The organism is Bacillus sp. JJ1521, assembly GCF_036965165.1.
In the GTDB taxonomy this organism is placed as follows: domain Bacteria; phylum Bacillota; class Bacilli; order Bacillales; family Bacillaceae_L; genus Ferdinandcohnia.
In genome coordinates this window covers 234-14,700 of the sequence record NZ_JBALOX010000015.1, presented here as the reverse complement: position 1 = coordinate 14,700, position 14,467 = coordinate 234, and the positions used below count along the sequence as shown (strand labels likewise).

The 14,467-nt window shown below is 40.4% G+C and carries 15 protein-coding genes; all 15 read right to left on the bottom strand.

Translation table 11 applies throughout. From position 1 onward, the window contains the following. Window positions 1-491 (bottom strand): hypothetical protein (locus V7147_RS03340; RefSeq protein WP_335366444.1); only part of this gene is annotated, 491 nt, incomplete at its 3' end. Continuing rightward, window positions 475-999 carry an RNA polymerase sigma factor gene (locus V7147_RS03335; protein ID WP_335366483.1) on the bottom strand — a complete coding sequence of 175 codons (525 nt, stop codon included), beginning with the start codon at window positions 997-999 and terminating at the stop codon, window positions 475-477. The genes V7147_RS03335 and V7147_RS03340, both read right to left, overlap by 17 nt. 190 nt (window positions 1,000-1,189) lie before the next feature. Next, window positions 1,190-1,915 (bottom strand): pyruvate formate-lyase-activating protein, encoded by a 726-nt coding sequence (pflA, locus tag V7147_RS03330; RefSeq protein WP_335366443.1) that lies wholly within the window; start codon window positions 1,913-1,915, stop codon window positions 1,190-1,192. 29 nt (window positions 1,916-1,944) lie between these two features. Further along, on the bottom strand, window positions 1,945-4,173 hold the full coding sequence (pflB, locus tag V7147_RS03325) for a formate C-acetyltransferase (RefSeq protein ID WP_335366442.1): 2,229 nt from the start codon (window positions 4,171-4,173) through the stop codon (window positions 1,945-1,947). A 573-nt stretch (window positions 4,174-4,746) separates the two neighbouring features. Further along, the gene (locus tag V7147_RS03320; RefSeq protein WP_335366441.1) at window positions 4,747-5,805 is read right to left on the bottom strand and encodes an Ldh family oxidoreductase; all 1,059 of its coding nucleotides are present in this window, start codon (window positions 5,803-5,805) and stop codon (window positions 4,747-4,749) included. Between the two features lie 59 nt (window positions 5,806-5,864). Next, window positions 5,865-6,221 carry a Rieske (2Fe-2S) protein gene (locus V7147_RS03315; protein ID WP_335366440.1) on the bottom strand — a complete coding sequence of 119 codons (357 nt, stop codon included), beginning with the start codon at window positions 6,219-6,221 and terminating at the stop codon, window positions 5,865-5,867. A 20-nt stretch (window positions 6,222-6,241) separates the two neighbouring features. After that, the gene (locus V7147_RS03310) at window positions 6,242-7,330 is read right to left on the bottom strand and encodes an amidohydrolase family protein (RefSeq protein ID WP_335366439.1); all 1,089 of its coding nucleotides are present in this window, start codon (window positions 7,328-7,330) and stop codon (window positions 6,242-6,244) included. Next, window positions 7,327-8,319, bottom strand: coding sequence for an NAD(P)H-quinone oxidoreductase (locus V7147_RS03305; protein ID WP_335366438.1), 993 nt, complete (start codon window positions 8,317-8,319; stop codon window positions 7,327-7,329). The genes V7147_RS03310 and V7147_RS03305 overlap by 4 nt, the downstream gene beginning before the upstream one ends. 115 nt (window positions 8,320-8,434) lie before the next feature. Continuing rightward, the gene (locus V7147_RS03300; protein ID WP_335366437.1) at window positions 8,435-8,767 is read right to left on the bottom strand and encodes a DUF3870 domain-containing protein; all 333 of its coding nucleotides are present in this window, start codon (window positions 8,765-8,767) and stop codon (window positions 8,435-8,437) included. Between the two features lie 83 nt (window positions 8,768-8,850). Beyond that, window positions 8,851-9,615 carry an SDR family NAD(P)-dependent oxidoreductase gene (locus V7147_RS03295; protein WP_335366436.1) on the bottom strand — a complete coding sequence of 255 codons (765 nt, stop codon included), beginning with the start codon at window positions 9,613-9,615 and terminating at the stop codon, window positions 8,851-8,853. A gap of 12 nt (window positions 9,616-9,627) precedes the next feature. Continuing rightward, complete coding sequence (locus V7147_RS03290; RefSeq protein ID WP_335366435.1) at window positions 9,628-11,133, bottom strand: tripartite tricarboxylate transporter permease; 1,506 nt, start codon at window positions 11,131-11,133, stop codon at window positions 9,628-9,630. Between the two features lie 12 nt (window positions 11,134-11,145). Then, window positions 11,146-11,592: a tripartite tricarboxylate transporter TctB family protein gene (locus V7147_RS03285; RefSeq protein WP_335366434.1), complete on the bottom strand. Its 447-nt coding sequence runs from the start codon at window positions 11,590-11,592 to the stop codon at window positions 11,146-11,148. A 60-nt stretch (window positions 11,593-11,652) separates the two neighbouring features. Continuing rightward, window positions 11,653-12,663 carry a Bug family tripartite tricarboxylate transporter substrate binding protein gene (locus tag V7147_RS03280; RefSeq protein ID WP_335366433.1) on the bottom strand — a complete coding sequence of 337 codons (1,011 nt, stop codon included), beginning with the start codon at window positions 12,661-12,663 and terminating at the stop codon, window positions 11,653-11,655. A 23-nt stretch (window positions 12,664-12,686) separates the two neighbouring features. Then, window positions 12,687-13,466, bottom strand: a complete 780-nt coding sequence (locus V7147_RS03275) for a fumarylacetoacetate hydrolase family protein (protein ID WP_335366432.1) — start codon at window positions 13,464-13,466, stop codon at window positions 12,687-12,689. Between the two features lie 270 nt (window positions 13,467-13,736). Beyond that, window positions 13,737-14,429, bottom strand: coding sequence for a GntR family transcriptional regulator (locus tag V7147_RS03270; protein ID WP_335366431.1), 693 nt, complete (start codon window positions 14,427-14,429; stop codon window positions 13,737-13,739). Between the last annotated feature and the right edge of the window lie 38 nt (window positions 14,430-14,467).

Here is a 14,467-nt window from a genome sequence, read left to right as displayed (position 1 = left end):
CTAACATCAATCCCCTGGTAGAAATCAATTAATGCCTCAACTTCTTTTTCCGGGTTTGCCACAAAAAACACATTTTTCTTAAGAAATGCCTTATCTTCCACACGTAATGCCTCAAAAAAATTAACAACCTGTTTACTAGCTTCTTCTATTGTGGTTACTTTTAAGACCGAATCATAAATTTGTTGGTACGCAGGATTCTCAGCCAATAGTGCGTCAAAATCTGGATTAACTCCATTGGTCGGTTCCTCTGTTTCGACTGGCTGCTGTCCTTGTTCCTGATGACTCGTCACAAAGGACATGGATATGATGGAGAACAACATAACAGCCATTGCTAATGGCAGCCACAATTTAAGCCAAGAAAAATCTCGTCTTTTTATCATCTTTTTTTCTGTTAGCGTTTCTCTAAGCTCTTTTGCAAAAACTGGATTGGGTTCAAGGTCAGGACGATCCTTTAGGGGTTGTAACCATTTATCATTATTTTGATTTTTCATTGAGTCCCCACCCTTCCTCATGTACTTGAACATGCTTTTTCATTTGTTGAATGGCTCTGTGATAGTCGACGCGCACTTTTCTTTCGCTACATCCCATGATTTCAGCCGTTTCTTTAATAGACAACTCTTTTAATCCTCGTAAAATGACCACGGACCTATGGGTAGGCTTTAATTTTATCAGTGCTTTTTGTAGTTCTTCCCATTCCTTCTTTTGGATGACCTTCTTTTCAGGTGTTGCTTCTTCAGACTCCTTTTCGTAAATCCAATCTGGAAGGAATTGAATAAACTTTTGTTTTCTTTTTAGATCAATTGCCGTATGCTTTGCTATCGAAAAAATCCATGTCTTCATTCGCTCTGGATTTTGCAGGCTACCGATATTTTTCATAATTTTTATAAAGGTTTCCTGAGTGATGTCTTCTGCCTCCTGACGGTTGTTTGTGTAAAACAATGCAAAGTGATAGACGTCCCGGTAATACATGTCGTAGATTTTTTCTATATCTAATGACATATTCTCCAATGCCTCGCCCCCAATCAAGAATAAGTCGTTTCAACTTCAAATTTGTTTCAATCTTTTTTAAAAATTTTATATCCTTTACTACAATTCGTTTCATCTTCCATATTTCCTTCATTCGTGACAAGTGGACGAGGCACAAAAAAGAGCATGAAATTCAACAAATGATTTCATGCTCTTTGCGTTTTTATCCAATTAGTATTCTTTCCGCGTTTTTGACTCGCTCTACGGTTGGAGGTTCGACATCTTTTAATTTATATTCAAGACCAAGACTTTCCCATTTGTAAATACCGAGCTTGTGATACGGGAGAATTTCGATTTTTTTCACGTTTTTTAGCGTTTTTATAAACTCTGATAGTTTTGTAAGGTCCTCATCGTTATCGCTTATTGTTGGAACTAACACATGGCGAATCCAAACGGGAACATTTTTATCTGATAAATACTGAGCGAAATCCAGAATATGTTCATTGCTCATGCCCGTTAATTCCTTATGCTTCGCTGAATCGATTTCCTTAATATCTAGTAAAATCAGATCGGTTAGCGTGAGCAGTTCCTCTAATCGCTCCATGAATTGCAGAGAACGAGTAAAGCATCCACCAGAGCTATCGATTGTGGTGTGAATCCCAAGCTTCTTGCATTCTTTAAAAAGCTCAATTAAAAAATCAAGTTGCAACAACGGTTCACCACCACTCACAGTAACTCCGCCACCTGATGCTTGGAAAAAGGGAAGATACGTTTTGATATCATTGATAATCTCTGAAACACTCATTTCCTTCCCCATATTTAATTTCCAAGTATCCGGGTTATGACAAAACTGGCAACGGAGCAAACACCCCTGAGTGAAAATGACATAACGTAGTCCTGGTCCATCTACCGTTCCACAGGTCTCTATGGAATGAATGCGTCCGTTCATGCTTTTCGTCCTCCTCTTTTTTACATTAATTACATACTTTCGTGGAATGTTCGGTTTATCACATCAATTTGTTGCTCTCTTGTTAATTTGATAAAATTCACGGCGTATCCTGATACTCGAATTGTTAATTGTGGGTATAACTCAGGATGTTCCATTGCGTCCATTAATGTTTCGCGATCAAACACGTTCACATTTAGATGATGTCCTTTATTCATTGCATATCCATCAAGCAAGCCTGCTAGATTGCTGATTCTTGCTTCTTCCTCTCTACCTAGAGCTTTTGGAACAATAGAGAAAGTATTAGAAATTCCATCTAAGGCATATTCATAAGGCAGCTTCGCAACAGAGCTTAATGATGCAAGTGTACCCTTTGTGTCACGGCCATGAAGTGGGTTTGCACCTGGTGCGAACGGTTCTCCTGATTTACGGCCATCAGGTGTATTACCCGTCTTTTTCCCATACACGACATTAGATGTGATCGTTAAAATAGATTGAGTGTGAACAGAATTGCGATATGTTTTATGCTTTTTAATCTTATTCATAAAGCGTTTCACAAGCTCAACCGCAATTTCATCAACACGATCATCATTGTTTCCGTATTTCGGGAAGTCCCCTTCAACCTCGTAATCTACAACAATGCCATTTTCATCTCTAATCGTTTTTACCTTTGCATGTTTGATTGCACTGAGTGAATCCGCGACAACAGATAGCCCTGCAATTCCACATGCCATGGTACGTAAAATTTCACGGTCATGCAGTGCCATTTCCAAACGTTCATAGCTGTATTTATCATGCATGTAGTGAATAATATTTAATGTGTTTACATAAAGCCCTGCAAGCCATTCAAGCATTACATCATATTTTTGAAGGACTTCCTCATAGTCCAAATACTCAGCAGTAATCGGTGCGTAACTTGGACCCACTTGAGTTTTTAACTTTTCGTCGATACCGCCATTGATTGCGTAGAGTAAAGCTTTTGCTAGGTTCGCTCTTGCTCCGAAAAATTGCATTTGCTTGCCGATTGCCATGGCAGACACGCAACATGCGATACCGTAGTCATCTCCATATGTTTCACGCATAATATCATCATTTTCATATTGAATTGAGCTTGTTTTTATAGACATTTTTGCACAGTACTTCTTATAGTTTTCAGGTAGTTTCACAGACCAAAGGACAGTTAAGTTAGGCTCTGGTGCAGGTCCTAGATTGTCTAGTGTATGCAAGAACCGGTAAGAGTTTTTCGTAACTAATGGACGACCATCCAGCGCAACACCCGCTAGTGATTCAGTCACCCAAGTTGGGTCGCCACTAAATAGTTCATTGTAATCTGGTGTTCTTGCAAACTTAACGAGTCGTAGTTTCATCACAAAATGGTCAACAATTTCCTGTGCCTCTTGCTCAGATAAAATTCCGTTTGCTAAATCTCTTTCGATATAGATATCTAGGAATGTAGACACACGTCCTAAACTCATCGCAGCTCCATTTTGTTCTTTTATAGCAGCTAGATATGCAAAATATAGCCATTGAAATGCTTCTTTTGCATTTGTTGCAGGATCTGAAATGTCATACCCATAGGAAGCTGCTAGTTCCTTCAATTCCTGGAGAGCACGAATTTGCTCAGAAAGCTCTTCCCTGTCACGAATAATGTCATCTAACATGGCTCCATTTCCGGTTTCATCCAGGTCCTTCTTTTTATCTTCGATCAGACGGTTTACCCCGTAAAGAGCCACTCTTCGATAATCTCCAATGATCCTTCCACGACCATATGCATCAGGAAGTCCGGTAATGATTCCCGCTTTTCTCGCAAGTCTCATTTCTGGTGTATAAGCATCGAACACACCTTGGTTATGCGTTTTCCGATACTCAGTAAAAATCTTCACAATCTCTTCATCTATTTCAAATCCATAGGCACTAGCAGAATCGACTGCCATTCTAATACCGCCAAGCGGCTGAAGAGAGCGTTTAAATGGTTTATCTGTTTGGAAACCAACCACTTTTTCCTTTTCCTGATCAAGGTAACCAGGGCCATGTGAAGTAATCGTAGATACAATTTTTGTATCCATATCAAGTACTCCACCATTATCACGTTCCTGTTTTGTTAATTCCAAGACCTGTTCCCAAAGCGCATTTGTTTCTTCAGTTGGTCCCTCTAAAAATGCATCATCGCCAATATATGATGAGAAATTCTCTAGTATAAAATCACGTACATCAATTTCCTTTTGCCATTTTCCTTCTTTAAAACCAGTCCATGCTTTCATTATCAATTACCTCCATTACAAGGTTTTTTATCTATTTTTGACTAAGTTATGGTTTGGCTTGCTCACCACTGAGCAAACTTCCTTACAACATCATCATACAATAGGTAGGGTTTATTGTCATGTGAAATATTTCACAAATTAGTGAAGTTACGTGAAGTTACCATTTTTGCCACATTTTTATCAAAAATTGGTCAAAAATTGGTGGGAAGTGGAATTTGATTCCCTCTTCTATTTGAAAATGTAGACAAGAGCACCTTCAATCTCCTATTAACTGGAAAGTTGTGTATCTCCAATGGTGCTGGAGTACCCCCATTTCCCTAATAACTGGAAGGAGGTGTACTTCCAATGCAGTTGGAGCACCACCGTTTTACCTATTTCTAGAAATTATCGTGCGTCCATTGCTAATGGAGTACCTTCATTCTCCTATAAACTTGAAAATAAAGGGCTTTCAATCCACAACCTCTCGCTTAAAACCAAAAAAGAGCCACCTTAGTGACTCAAAAAATGTATACCACTTCTGCAAATGGTCTTAGATTCATAGTTTCATTGTCGTCCATTCTCAATTTACATGTATTATATTATGATATTTTTTTCAGCTAAAGGTGCCACATTCATTGTATTAGCCAGTTTTGCTAGGTCCTCAAGTACCCCATCTGATAAAGGTATTCCTGATTTTAACCGCTTTTCCTCGACACCAAACTCAATTTCTCCAGGGAGAAACAGTTGGGAAACTCCCGGAGCCTTTAGAGCATTTTTTACATATGATCCTAGTGTTTCACTTAAGTCTTTAAATGATCTCACATCCATGAATGATGAGATATTTATTGTAATCATTAAATGCGATATGCTTTGTTTTTTAGTAGTATCGTACATACTTGGGATCATCTTTGAGAAATCTCCGCCTGACAAGACTCCAGTTAACAATTCTACCATTAGGGCTAGCCCAAATCCTTTCGGCCCTCCTACTGGCAGGATAAATCCCCCATCTAAAACAGACGCAGGGTCTGTTGTTGGAATACCGTTTTTATCAGTACCCCACCCTTCTGGGATTTCGACTCCATTATTTTTAGCAAACAAGACTTTTCCAAGTGCCACATTCGATAAGGCCATGTCTAAAAGGACAGGATTATTCCCACTTGATGGCGCTGCTATAGCTAGAGGATTGTTTCCCAAGACCTTTTCAGCCCCCCCAGTAGGAGGCATTAGAGGAGCTGTATTGCTCATGACAATAGCAATCATATCCTTTTCAGTAGCCTTCAATGCATAGTGAGCGGCAATTCCAAAATGGTTTGAATTCTTAACCGAAACGGCAGCAATCCCGTATTCGTTTGCTTTTTCGATAGCCATATCCATGGCTTTTGTGGCAACTACTTGGCCAGCCGAAAAGTGTCCGTCAATGACCGCTGTCCCTTTGTTTTCTTTTTCCACAGTGATTTTGGACTCTGTTCTGATGAATCCTTTCTGCATCCGTTCAATATATATAGGAAGCCTCATCAGACCATGACTGTGTATTCCCCTTGAATCCGCTTCAATCATTGTTCTTGTAATTGTATCAGCCTCATAGGATGGAACCCCCGCCTTCATTAGGACATTGTTCGAAAATTCACTAAGTGTTGATACTTTAAACTCCATATTTTATGCCTTCCTTCTTCATAGATTACAAGGGGCAGCAAATAACTGCCCTGCCCTATTTATGCATTAATAAAAACCAAACCATCTTCAACTAATACTTCGTATGTTTTTACTTTAATTTTATCTGGTGCGAAAAGGGATTTGCCTGTCTTAATATCAAACTCCCAACTATGCCAAGGGCATCGTAAGACTTCTTTTTCCTTTTCAAAGATATATTCCCCTACCTCATTTGATGAGCATCCTTTGTCTATCATTCCATCTGAAAGGCATGGGCCTTTATGAGGGCAAACATCACGTAGAGCATATACTCCTCCATCCTCTGATTGGACAAGGACAATTCCTTTGCCATTTAACGTAAAAGGATACTTTCCGTTCTTCTCAAGATCACCTATACTACATACCTGGTATTTCATCATCTTCACCCTTCCTTCTTATCCTATAGCCCATAAAAATTACGAGCGTTCTCAAATAAGATTTTATTCTTAAGTGTTTCAGATACTCCGCCTGGTATTGTTCTTTCTGGTGGATCGAAGTCCCAATGAGGATAGTCGGAAGCAAACATAATCATATCTTCTGACCCCATCATATCAATAATGTTCATGAATTCCTTTGGGGTTAAATCATCCCATGGCTGTGTCGTGAACCTCATATTATCACGGAAGTAATCGCTCGGCATTCTCTTAACCCAAGGAGTTTCAGCCCTTAATGCTTTATAAGCAGAATCCATCCTGTGCATCATAAATGGCACCCATTCGAAGCCTCCCTCTACTAAGGCCACCTGAAGCTCTGGGAATTTATCAAATACTCCGTTTGTAATTAGGGAGATGGTTTGAGTCATATAAGCTTGCGGATGTACAGAGCGCCACGCCACATAATATCGAAGAAAATCGCCACCCTGAGCTGTAATTGACGCTGAGAGGTGCATTGCAACCTTCAATCCATGTCTGTTCGCCGCTTCAAAAATTGGATGGTACATCGGGTCTCCCCAAGCAAAATCAGCTATAGGCAGCATGACTTGGACCATTTGTGGGTGATCTGCAACGCGCTCGATTTCCCTTACAGCAGCAACAGGGTCCTGTGGAATAGTGATGCTGCCTAGTAATCTTTTATCCTTTGCTAGCCAATTCTCAATAGTATAGTCGTTATAGGCAGAAGCCCTTGCCGCAGCAAACTCGTACCAACCCTTTGCTACGCTTGCCTCATAGAACCAACCTGTTAACACTGCATAGGTCATATTGTGTTTATCAAGGAGTTGTTCTTTTAAAAGATTATAGTCTGAACCTGGCGTAGAACCGTCACTTGGCCTTGTATCCATCCTGTATTTGGTCTCTTTCCTAATTTGATTAAATGGAATGCTTCTTTCAGGAACCCATCCATAATCCCGAATGTATCTTTTCCAGTGGTCTGAAAGGTATGGAAGAAGATCCCTTGTCGATTTAATCTCATGATGGACGTCGGTGTCGATGATGCATTTTAATGTTCTTTTTTCATTTTTCTCTTTATTCACTTCTAAATCAATTTTCACTTCGATTCCCCCTCATTTATTTTTAGAATAATTTTTCCGATATTTTTGTTTTGTTCCATATATAGATGAGCCTCGTTCGCCTGTTCCCAATCGAATACCCTATCGATTACAGGTAATAGCCCTCCATTTTTGAACCGATTCTCTGCGAACTTTCTAAAAGCATCTGTCAGACGAATTTTATCATCCATGGTCCGTGATCTAAGCGTCGAGCCAATTAGGGATACCCTTTTCCTCATCAAGGTACGCAGGTTTAGCTTTTCGATTTCGTAACCACCCATTCCGCCAATTACAACCCATCTTCCATCCAGGGAGATGGATTCAAGGTTTTCATCCCAATAAGAAGCACCAACAGGATCAAGGATTACATCTACGCCCTTACCATCAGTAATTTCCCTCACCCTTTCAGAAAATGATTCCTCATGGTAATTGATAACGTACTCTGCACCTAACCTTTGACAAACCTCGAGTTTCTTGCTGCTGCCGGCCGTAGCAATCGGAATGGCCCCTGCCTCTCGTGCAAGCTGGACAGCTGCAGTCCCCACCCCGCTTGCCGCTGCATGGATCAGGACGAAATCACCCTGTTTCATTTTTCCAAGTTCAAAAAGATTCAGGTATGCTGTAAGGAATGCCTCAGGAATTGCTGCCGCTTCCTCAAATGAGAGGCCATCAGGAATTGGAATAGCAAGACCAGCAGGAACCCTTGCCTTTTCTGCATATCCCCCTCCTGGGAGAAGTGCATATATACAATCACCCTGTTTAATGCCAGACACATTCTTTCCTGTTTCCTCAACGATTCCTGCAATTTCAAGGCCAAGAATTTCTGACTCACCTAAAGGAGGTGGATATTTTCCCCTCCGCTGCAAGAGGTCTGCCCGATTCAAGGCGGTTGCCATCACTCTTACACGCAAATCATCGTCTCCAATAATTGGATCTCCATGTTCTCCTATATACAAATCTTTTGTCTCATCCTCAATCAAAATCGCTTTCATACTATCGCCCCTTTCAAACAAATAAAAAAACCCAGCAACAAAGAGATGTCATCTCCTGTTACTGGGTTTTACCTACTTCAAGAGACAGCTTTTAACTATCCCCATAGATAACCAGTTATTTTGACAATTGTACCTGTCTTATTTCATTATACCTGTCCCATGCCGAACGGATGGATTGAATTACCGCCCCCTGTGAAGGAGCAAAACAATGTTTCTTTACATCTTCTAATAAAGGCTGTATCCCCTGTTTTGTATCATATCCCTTAACAAGGGTACTTAGATAAGTATTCATTAACTGGGTAATTACTGTGAATTGCGCGTCTTCAATCACACCTGTTTTGGTATTGATGACGAGAACAACGCCTATTGTCTTGTAAGTTTCATAAACAGTAGTTCCTTTTGGTCCTTGTGCAAAGCCTGTGACCAGGACTGTATCTTTTGTATCCATGAAAACCCCCCAGTCTGAAAATTAATATTATTAAATAATATTATAAAATACTTTTTAGGGGGCTTCAATACCTTTTAAATAATTTAACCCATGAAACGACCACCGTTTACGTCGAGTACAGCACCAGTCATATAAGTTGATTCATCACTCGCAAGGAAACTGACCACCTTCGCCTGTTCATCTATGGTTCCTAGGCGCCTTAATGGGATAGCATCAAGAACTTCCTCCTTTTCAACCTCTACCATTGTGTCCCACGTCTCTTGCAGGCGTTCTCCCGATAGGACAAGACCTGGAGCTATAGCGTTCACACGGATTCCAAAAGGACCTAATTCTTTTGCGAGCCTTCTGGTAAAGCCAACGACGCCTGCCTTTGCTGCCGCATAAGAGACGCCTGTTACAATACTTGCAGTCCTTCCTCCAATGGATGAGAGATTGATTATGCTTCCCCCATTTTCTTTCATATAGGAAACAACTGCTTGTGAGACAAGGAATGTTCCCTTTAAATTGACATCAAGGACGAGATCCCAATGTTCCTCCGTGATCTCTTCAAACCTTTTAGGAGTCCGAAGAGCCCCGCCAGCGTTGTTAACTAAAACATCTATTTTTCCGAATGTTTCTATTACATAATTAACCATACTATTAACTTGCGCTTTATTCGTAACATCTGCAGCAAACCCGAAGGCCTCATATCCTTCTTTTTTCAAAGAAGTAAGAGCTTCTTTTACTGATTCTTCATCAATATCATTGATTACTACAACTGCACCTTCCCTTAGCAGATGCAAAGCCATAATATAGCCAAGCCCACGGGCAGAACCCGTGATTAGGGATACCTTTCCCTCCAGTTTCAATAGAATCTCCCCCTATATTTCCATATCGGTGCCCAACATACTCTTTTTGTTCTTAATCCCTGCAATTATCGTCCCAAGGAAGATAATGACAGTAAGGACTATTAAGATAGCCGAAATCGGCCTTGTGAAGAAGATTCCAGCATTTCCATCCGAGATGGCCATCGATTGCAGAAAAGAAGATTCAATTTGACTTCCGAGTACAAGCGTTAGAACGGTTGCCGCAATTGGTATATCAAGCTTTTTCATGAAGTAGCCAATAACTCCAAAAATCAACATTAGTCCGATATCAAATACACTATTTTTTACCGTATAAGCACCAACCATCGTGAACATCATGATTAACGGAAGAAGAATCTTATATGGGACCTGCGCCACTTTTGCCCAGAGATTTGCAAGTGGAAGGTTCATGATAAGAAGGATCACATTCCCGATGAACATACTTGCAATTACCGCCCATACAAAGTCTGAATTCTCCCTAAAAATCTTTGGACCTGGTTGAAGACCGTGCATGATAAATGCTCCAAGTATAACAGCAACTGTTGGAGAGCTAGGAAGACCTAAAGTAAAAAGTGGGATAAGCGCACTTCCACTAGTCGCATTGTTTGCCGTTTCCGGCCCCGCTACCCCTTCAATAGCCCCTTTTCCAAAAGACTCAGGTTTTTTTGAGATCTTCTTTTCAAGAGAATAGGAGGCAAGGGATGAAAGCACTGCGTTTGCTCCAGGTACAAGTCCGATTAAAACTCCAAGTCCTGTTCCTCTCCCAATCGATTTTATGGTAGCTCCCCATTCATCCCGACGTGGGAATAATCCTTTGACTCTCGCGGGTTTTTCTGCCGTTTGCCCTTGATCAGCGTTATAAAGTATCTCAGAAATTCCAAAAAGCCCCATTGCCACAATAACAAAGTCGACCCCGCTAAAGAGCTCAGGGATGCCGAAAGTGAAACGGGAACTTCCAGAAATCGGGTCAATCCCAACAAAAGCAAGTAATAAACCAAAAACTGCGGCAATGAAACCTTTTACAAGAGACTTTCCCATAAGTCCAATCAGCATCATTAGACCAAGAATCATGAGTGCAAAGAACTCAGGTGGACCGAATCTCAAAGCAAAATTTGCAAGAGGCGGTCCAATAAAAGCAAGTCCAATAAGTGCGGTAATTCCACCTACGAATGAACCAATAGCGGCAACACCCAGGGCGACGCCCGCTCTTCCCTGCTTTGCAAGCTGATGACCGTCGATACAGGTGATAACACTTGCTGCCTCACCTGGGATATTAATTAGGACAGATGTAATCGTACCTCCGTACATTGCCCCGTAGTAAATTCCAGATAGCATAATGATTGCCGATGTCGGATCCATGCCAAAGGTGAGAGGAATAAGTATCGCTGTCCCCGCAACTGGCCCTAATCCCGGCATAACGCCTACAAACATTCCAACCGATACCCCAATTATACAAAACAATAGGTTTTCCCATGTTAGTGCATTAGAAAAACCATTCAATAACAGACCAAACGTCTCCATAAATTCCTCCCCTTACCACCCAAATGAATTGACCGGGAATGGAATCGACAACCCTTTTGCGAAAATAATAAATATCGCAAGCGAGATTCCAACGGACAATGAAAGAGTGAAATACCACTTAAACGTGCGAAACAAAAGTACAATCAAGGAAACCGTTCCTGCGATGACGAATCCTGTTCTTTCTATTAAAAGGATAAACAAGATCATGGAAAGGAGAATAAACGTGAAATCCAGCAATGACTTTCCCTTTGGCAAAATTTCGCGTATATCAATGACCTCTTTAAAACTCATCATCAGATATATGATTGAAAGGAACAAAAGGAGGATACTTAACCAAAGTGGGAAAAAACCGGGACCTAAGCCAAGTGGACCTGTATAATCCAAGGTAGTGCTATGGTATAGAAAAAAGCTTGAAAAAATAATGATCAGGATTGCTGCTAAAACACCTGCGTTTCGCATCTTGTCACCCCATTTATAAGACAGGGAGAGCGGGAATAACCCGCCCACCTTACTTAGTTATTATTTTAGACCAATAGATTCAAGAACTTCCCCGTTTATTCGATAGTCATCTTCGATTATTTTCTTAAATTCCTCAGAACTCTTGTACACCGGTTCTGTTCCTATTTTCTTTAACTGTTCAATCACACCAGGGTCTTCTAATGCTTGTTTGAATGCATCATGGAGCACCTTCACCACTTCATCTGGAACAGATGACGGAGCTACAAGACCTGTCCAAACGTCAGGTTTAACATCAATGCCTTTTTCCGTAAGAAGGGGAATATCCTTCAATTCCTCAGGCTTGAATGTCCCTGAAATCCAGATTGGACGAAGAGTTCCTTCCTCTATATATGGAATTGCTTCGGGAGTCTGTACAAGTGCGCCTTCAAGATTACCTCCAAGCAGAGCAGTTAGAGCAGGTGCTCCTCCTTGGAATGGAACGTGTTTAACCTTTACATCCGTTTTTGTCATAAGATTTTCCATCGTGATATGCTGTGTCAAGCCAGCACCACTAGTGCCGTATGTAAATTTATTAGGGTTCTCCTTTACATACTCCATCCAATCTTCGAAGGTCTCTATTTTCGAATCAGATTTTACGACTAGCACGTTTGGTGTCGCGACAACTTGCATGATTGGTTTGAATTTTTCAGGCTGATAAGTTACTTCTTTTGAATGGGTTTTGATTGTCATAGGACCACTTGTAGCCATTCCGATGGTATATCCATCTCCTTTTGCCTGGGCTACTTCATTCATCCCGATTGTTCCCGCTCCTCCGTCCTTATTCACGACAGATACAGTTTGCCCGTTTGGAAGGTATTTGTTTGCCACACTGGCAATTGCCCTTGCAGCACTGTCAGTCGTTCCCCCAGGAGCAAATGGGACAATCATCTCGATTGCTCTTGTCGGGTAATCAGATTTTGCAGAACCACTAGCAACCTTCGTTTTTTCACCTGCCTGGTTACTCGCACAACCAGAAAGTCCTATTGCTAATGCAGCCGCCATGAATGGAAGCATCAATTTTCTCTTTTTCATAAGCAATTCCCCTTTAATCCTTATTAGTTTTGTAAAGCTACACTTTTCTTAACAGCTACTGGATTTGATAGAACTCCTATCCCTTCGATTTCCACCTCTACCGTGTCACCATCATAAAGCGGTGATACACCAGATGGTGTCCCAGTAATAATGACATCCCCCGGATTAAGTCTCATAACGTTAGAAACAAATGAAATTATCTCGGCTGTCGAGAAGATCATATCACTAGTATTTGAATCTTGCCTTACCTCACCGTTTACCCTTAATGTAATCGATCGGTCATCCGGATTGATATCGGTGACAATGACTGGTCCAAGTGGCTTATAGGTTGAAAAACTTTTTGCTCTTGTAAACTGCCCATCGAACTTTTGAAGTGCTCTATCCGAAATATCATTACAGATTGTGTAGCCTAATACATATTGAAGTGCTTCATCGACACTTACATTTTCTGCAGTTTTTCCAATAACAACTGCAATCTCAGCTTCATGATCATTACGATTTTCAGGGTTAACAAGTTCAACTGTCTCACCTGGTCCTATAACGGCAGTTGGGGATACCAAAAACATCATAGGTTCTGAGGGAAGTGGTTTATTCACTTCTTCTGCGTGTTTTTTGTAATTCAGACCAATTGCTACAACTTTACCTGGATCGACCGGAGCGAGTAGCTTTACATCGGAAAGAGAGTATCTTTCTTCTGTCTCCAAGTATTCACCAAAAATGTCTCCCTCAATTTTTACGACGACCTCTTCTTTCAGCACCCCGTATGATTTGGTACCGCTTTCTAAAAATTGCACTATTTTCATTATATATTTAATCCCTTCGTCAATTTATTTAAAGTGTTTATCGGTTGTTCCTGCACTGGAACTCCGATTCCTTGTTGCGTTTCTCATTTAGAATTAAATCATTAGTAAGAACAATAGCTCCCACTTACAGCTTTTTGAAAATTTGGATTGAGAAATTAGTCAATCTTTTCAATATTTATGTTCATTATTCGCCTCCTTTCAAGACGATTAGTTTAGATCATTTTTTGCAAACCGAATATATTTCTTTTGTTTCCAATCTAAAAATAATGATTAAATACTATTGCTCGACTTAGGAATAAGACGATCATGGAGTTTATCATAAAATTCTTGTTGCGTTAACCGAAGGATTTCTCTACCAGCACGTGTTTTATGTTTAATCATATAGCTTTCTGAAAGCATACCGTCTTTTCGCAATAAAGCCCTGTAGATATCTTCATGTTCATGGATTGAAGCCTGAATATGTTCATCATTTCCTTTAAATAATGAAGGATATCTTTTGGTGTTGCTCCACAGATCATCAATGGTACGAATTAAGAGCTGATTATTACAAGCAGAATAAATTTTGTTATGAAATGCTACGTTTAATTCTTCAAATCGGATATAATCCTTATCCTTAAAAGCTTGAACGGAATCATCCAGTATCTTTCTAAGTTCTGAAAAGTTTTCTTCCGTCAACGCTTCTACCGCTAATCTCGTTGCAAGCCCTTCCAATTCTACACGCAATTCAAAAATCTCCCGAATATCCTTAGCCGATAATGTACTAACCAAAGCACCCACATGGGGTTTGAACTCTATTAACTTTTCAGATTCTAATAGATTAATAGCTTCACGGACAGGGATTTCGCTGCTTTCAAACCTAATGGCAAGTCTGCTAATGACTAACTTTTCCCCAAATTTATATTTACCGTTTAGGATTTCTTCTCTAAGAATCTGGTAAATCATTTCTTTTTTTGTCCGATACATTTTTATTTTTATCACGTCCCTTGATATAAATCATATAT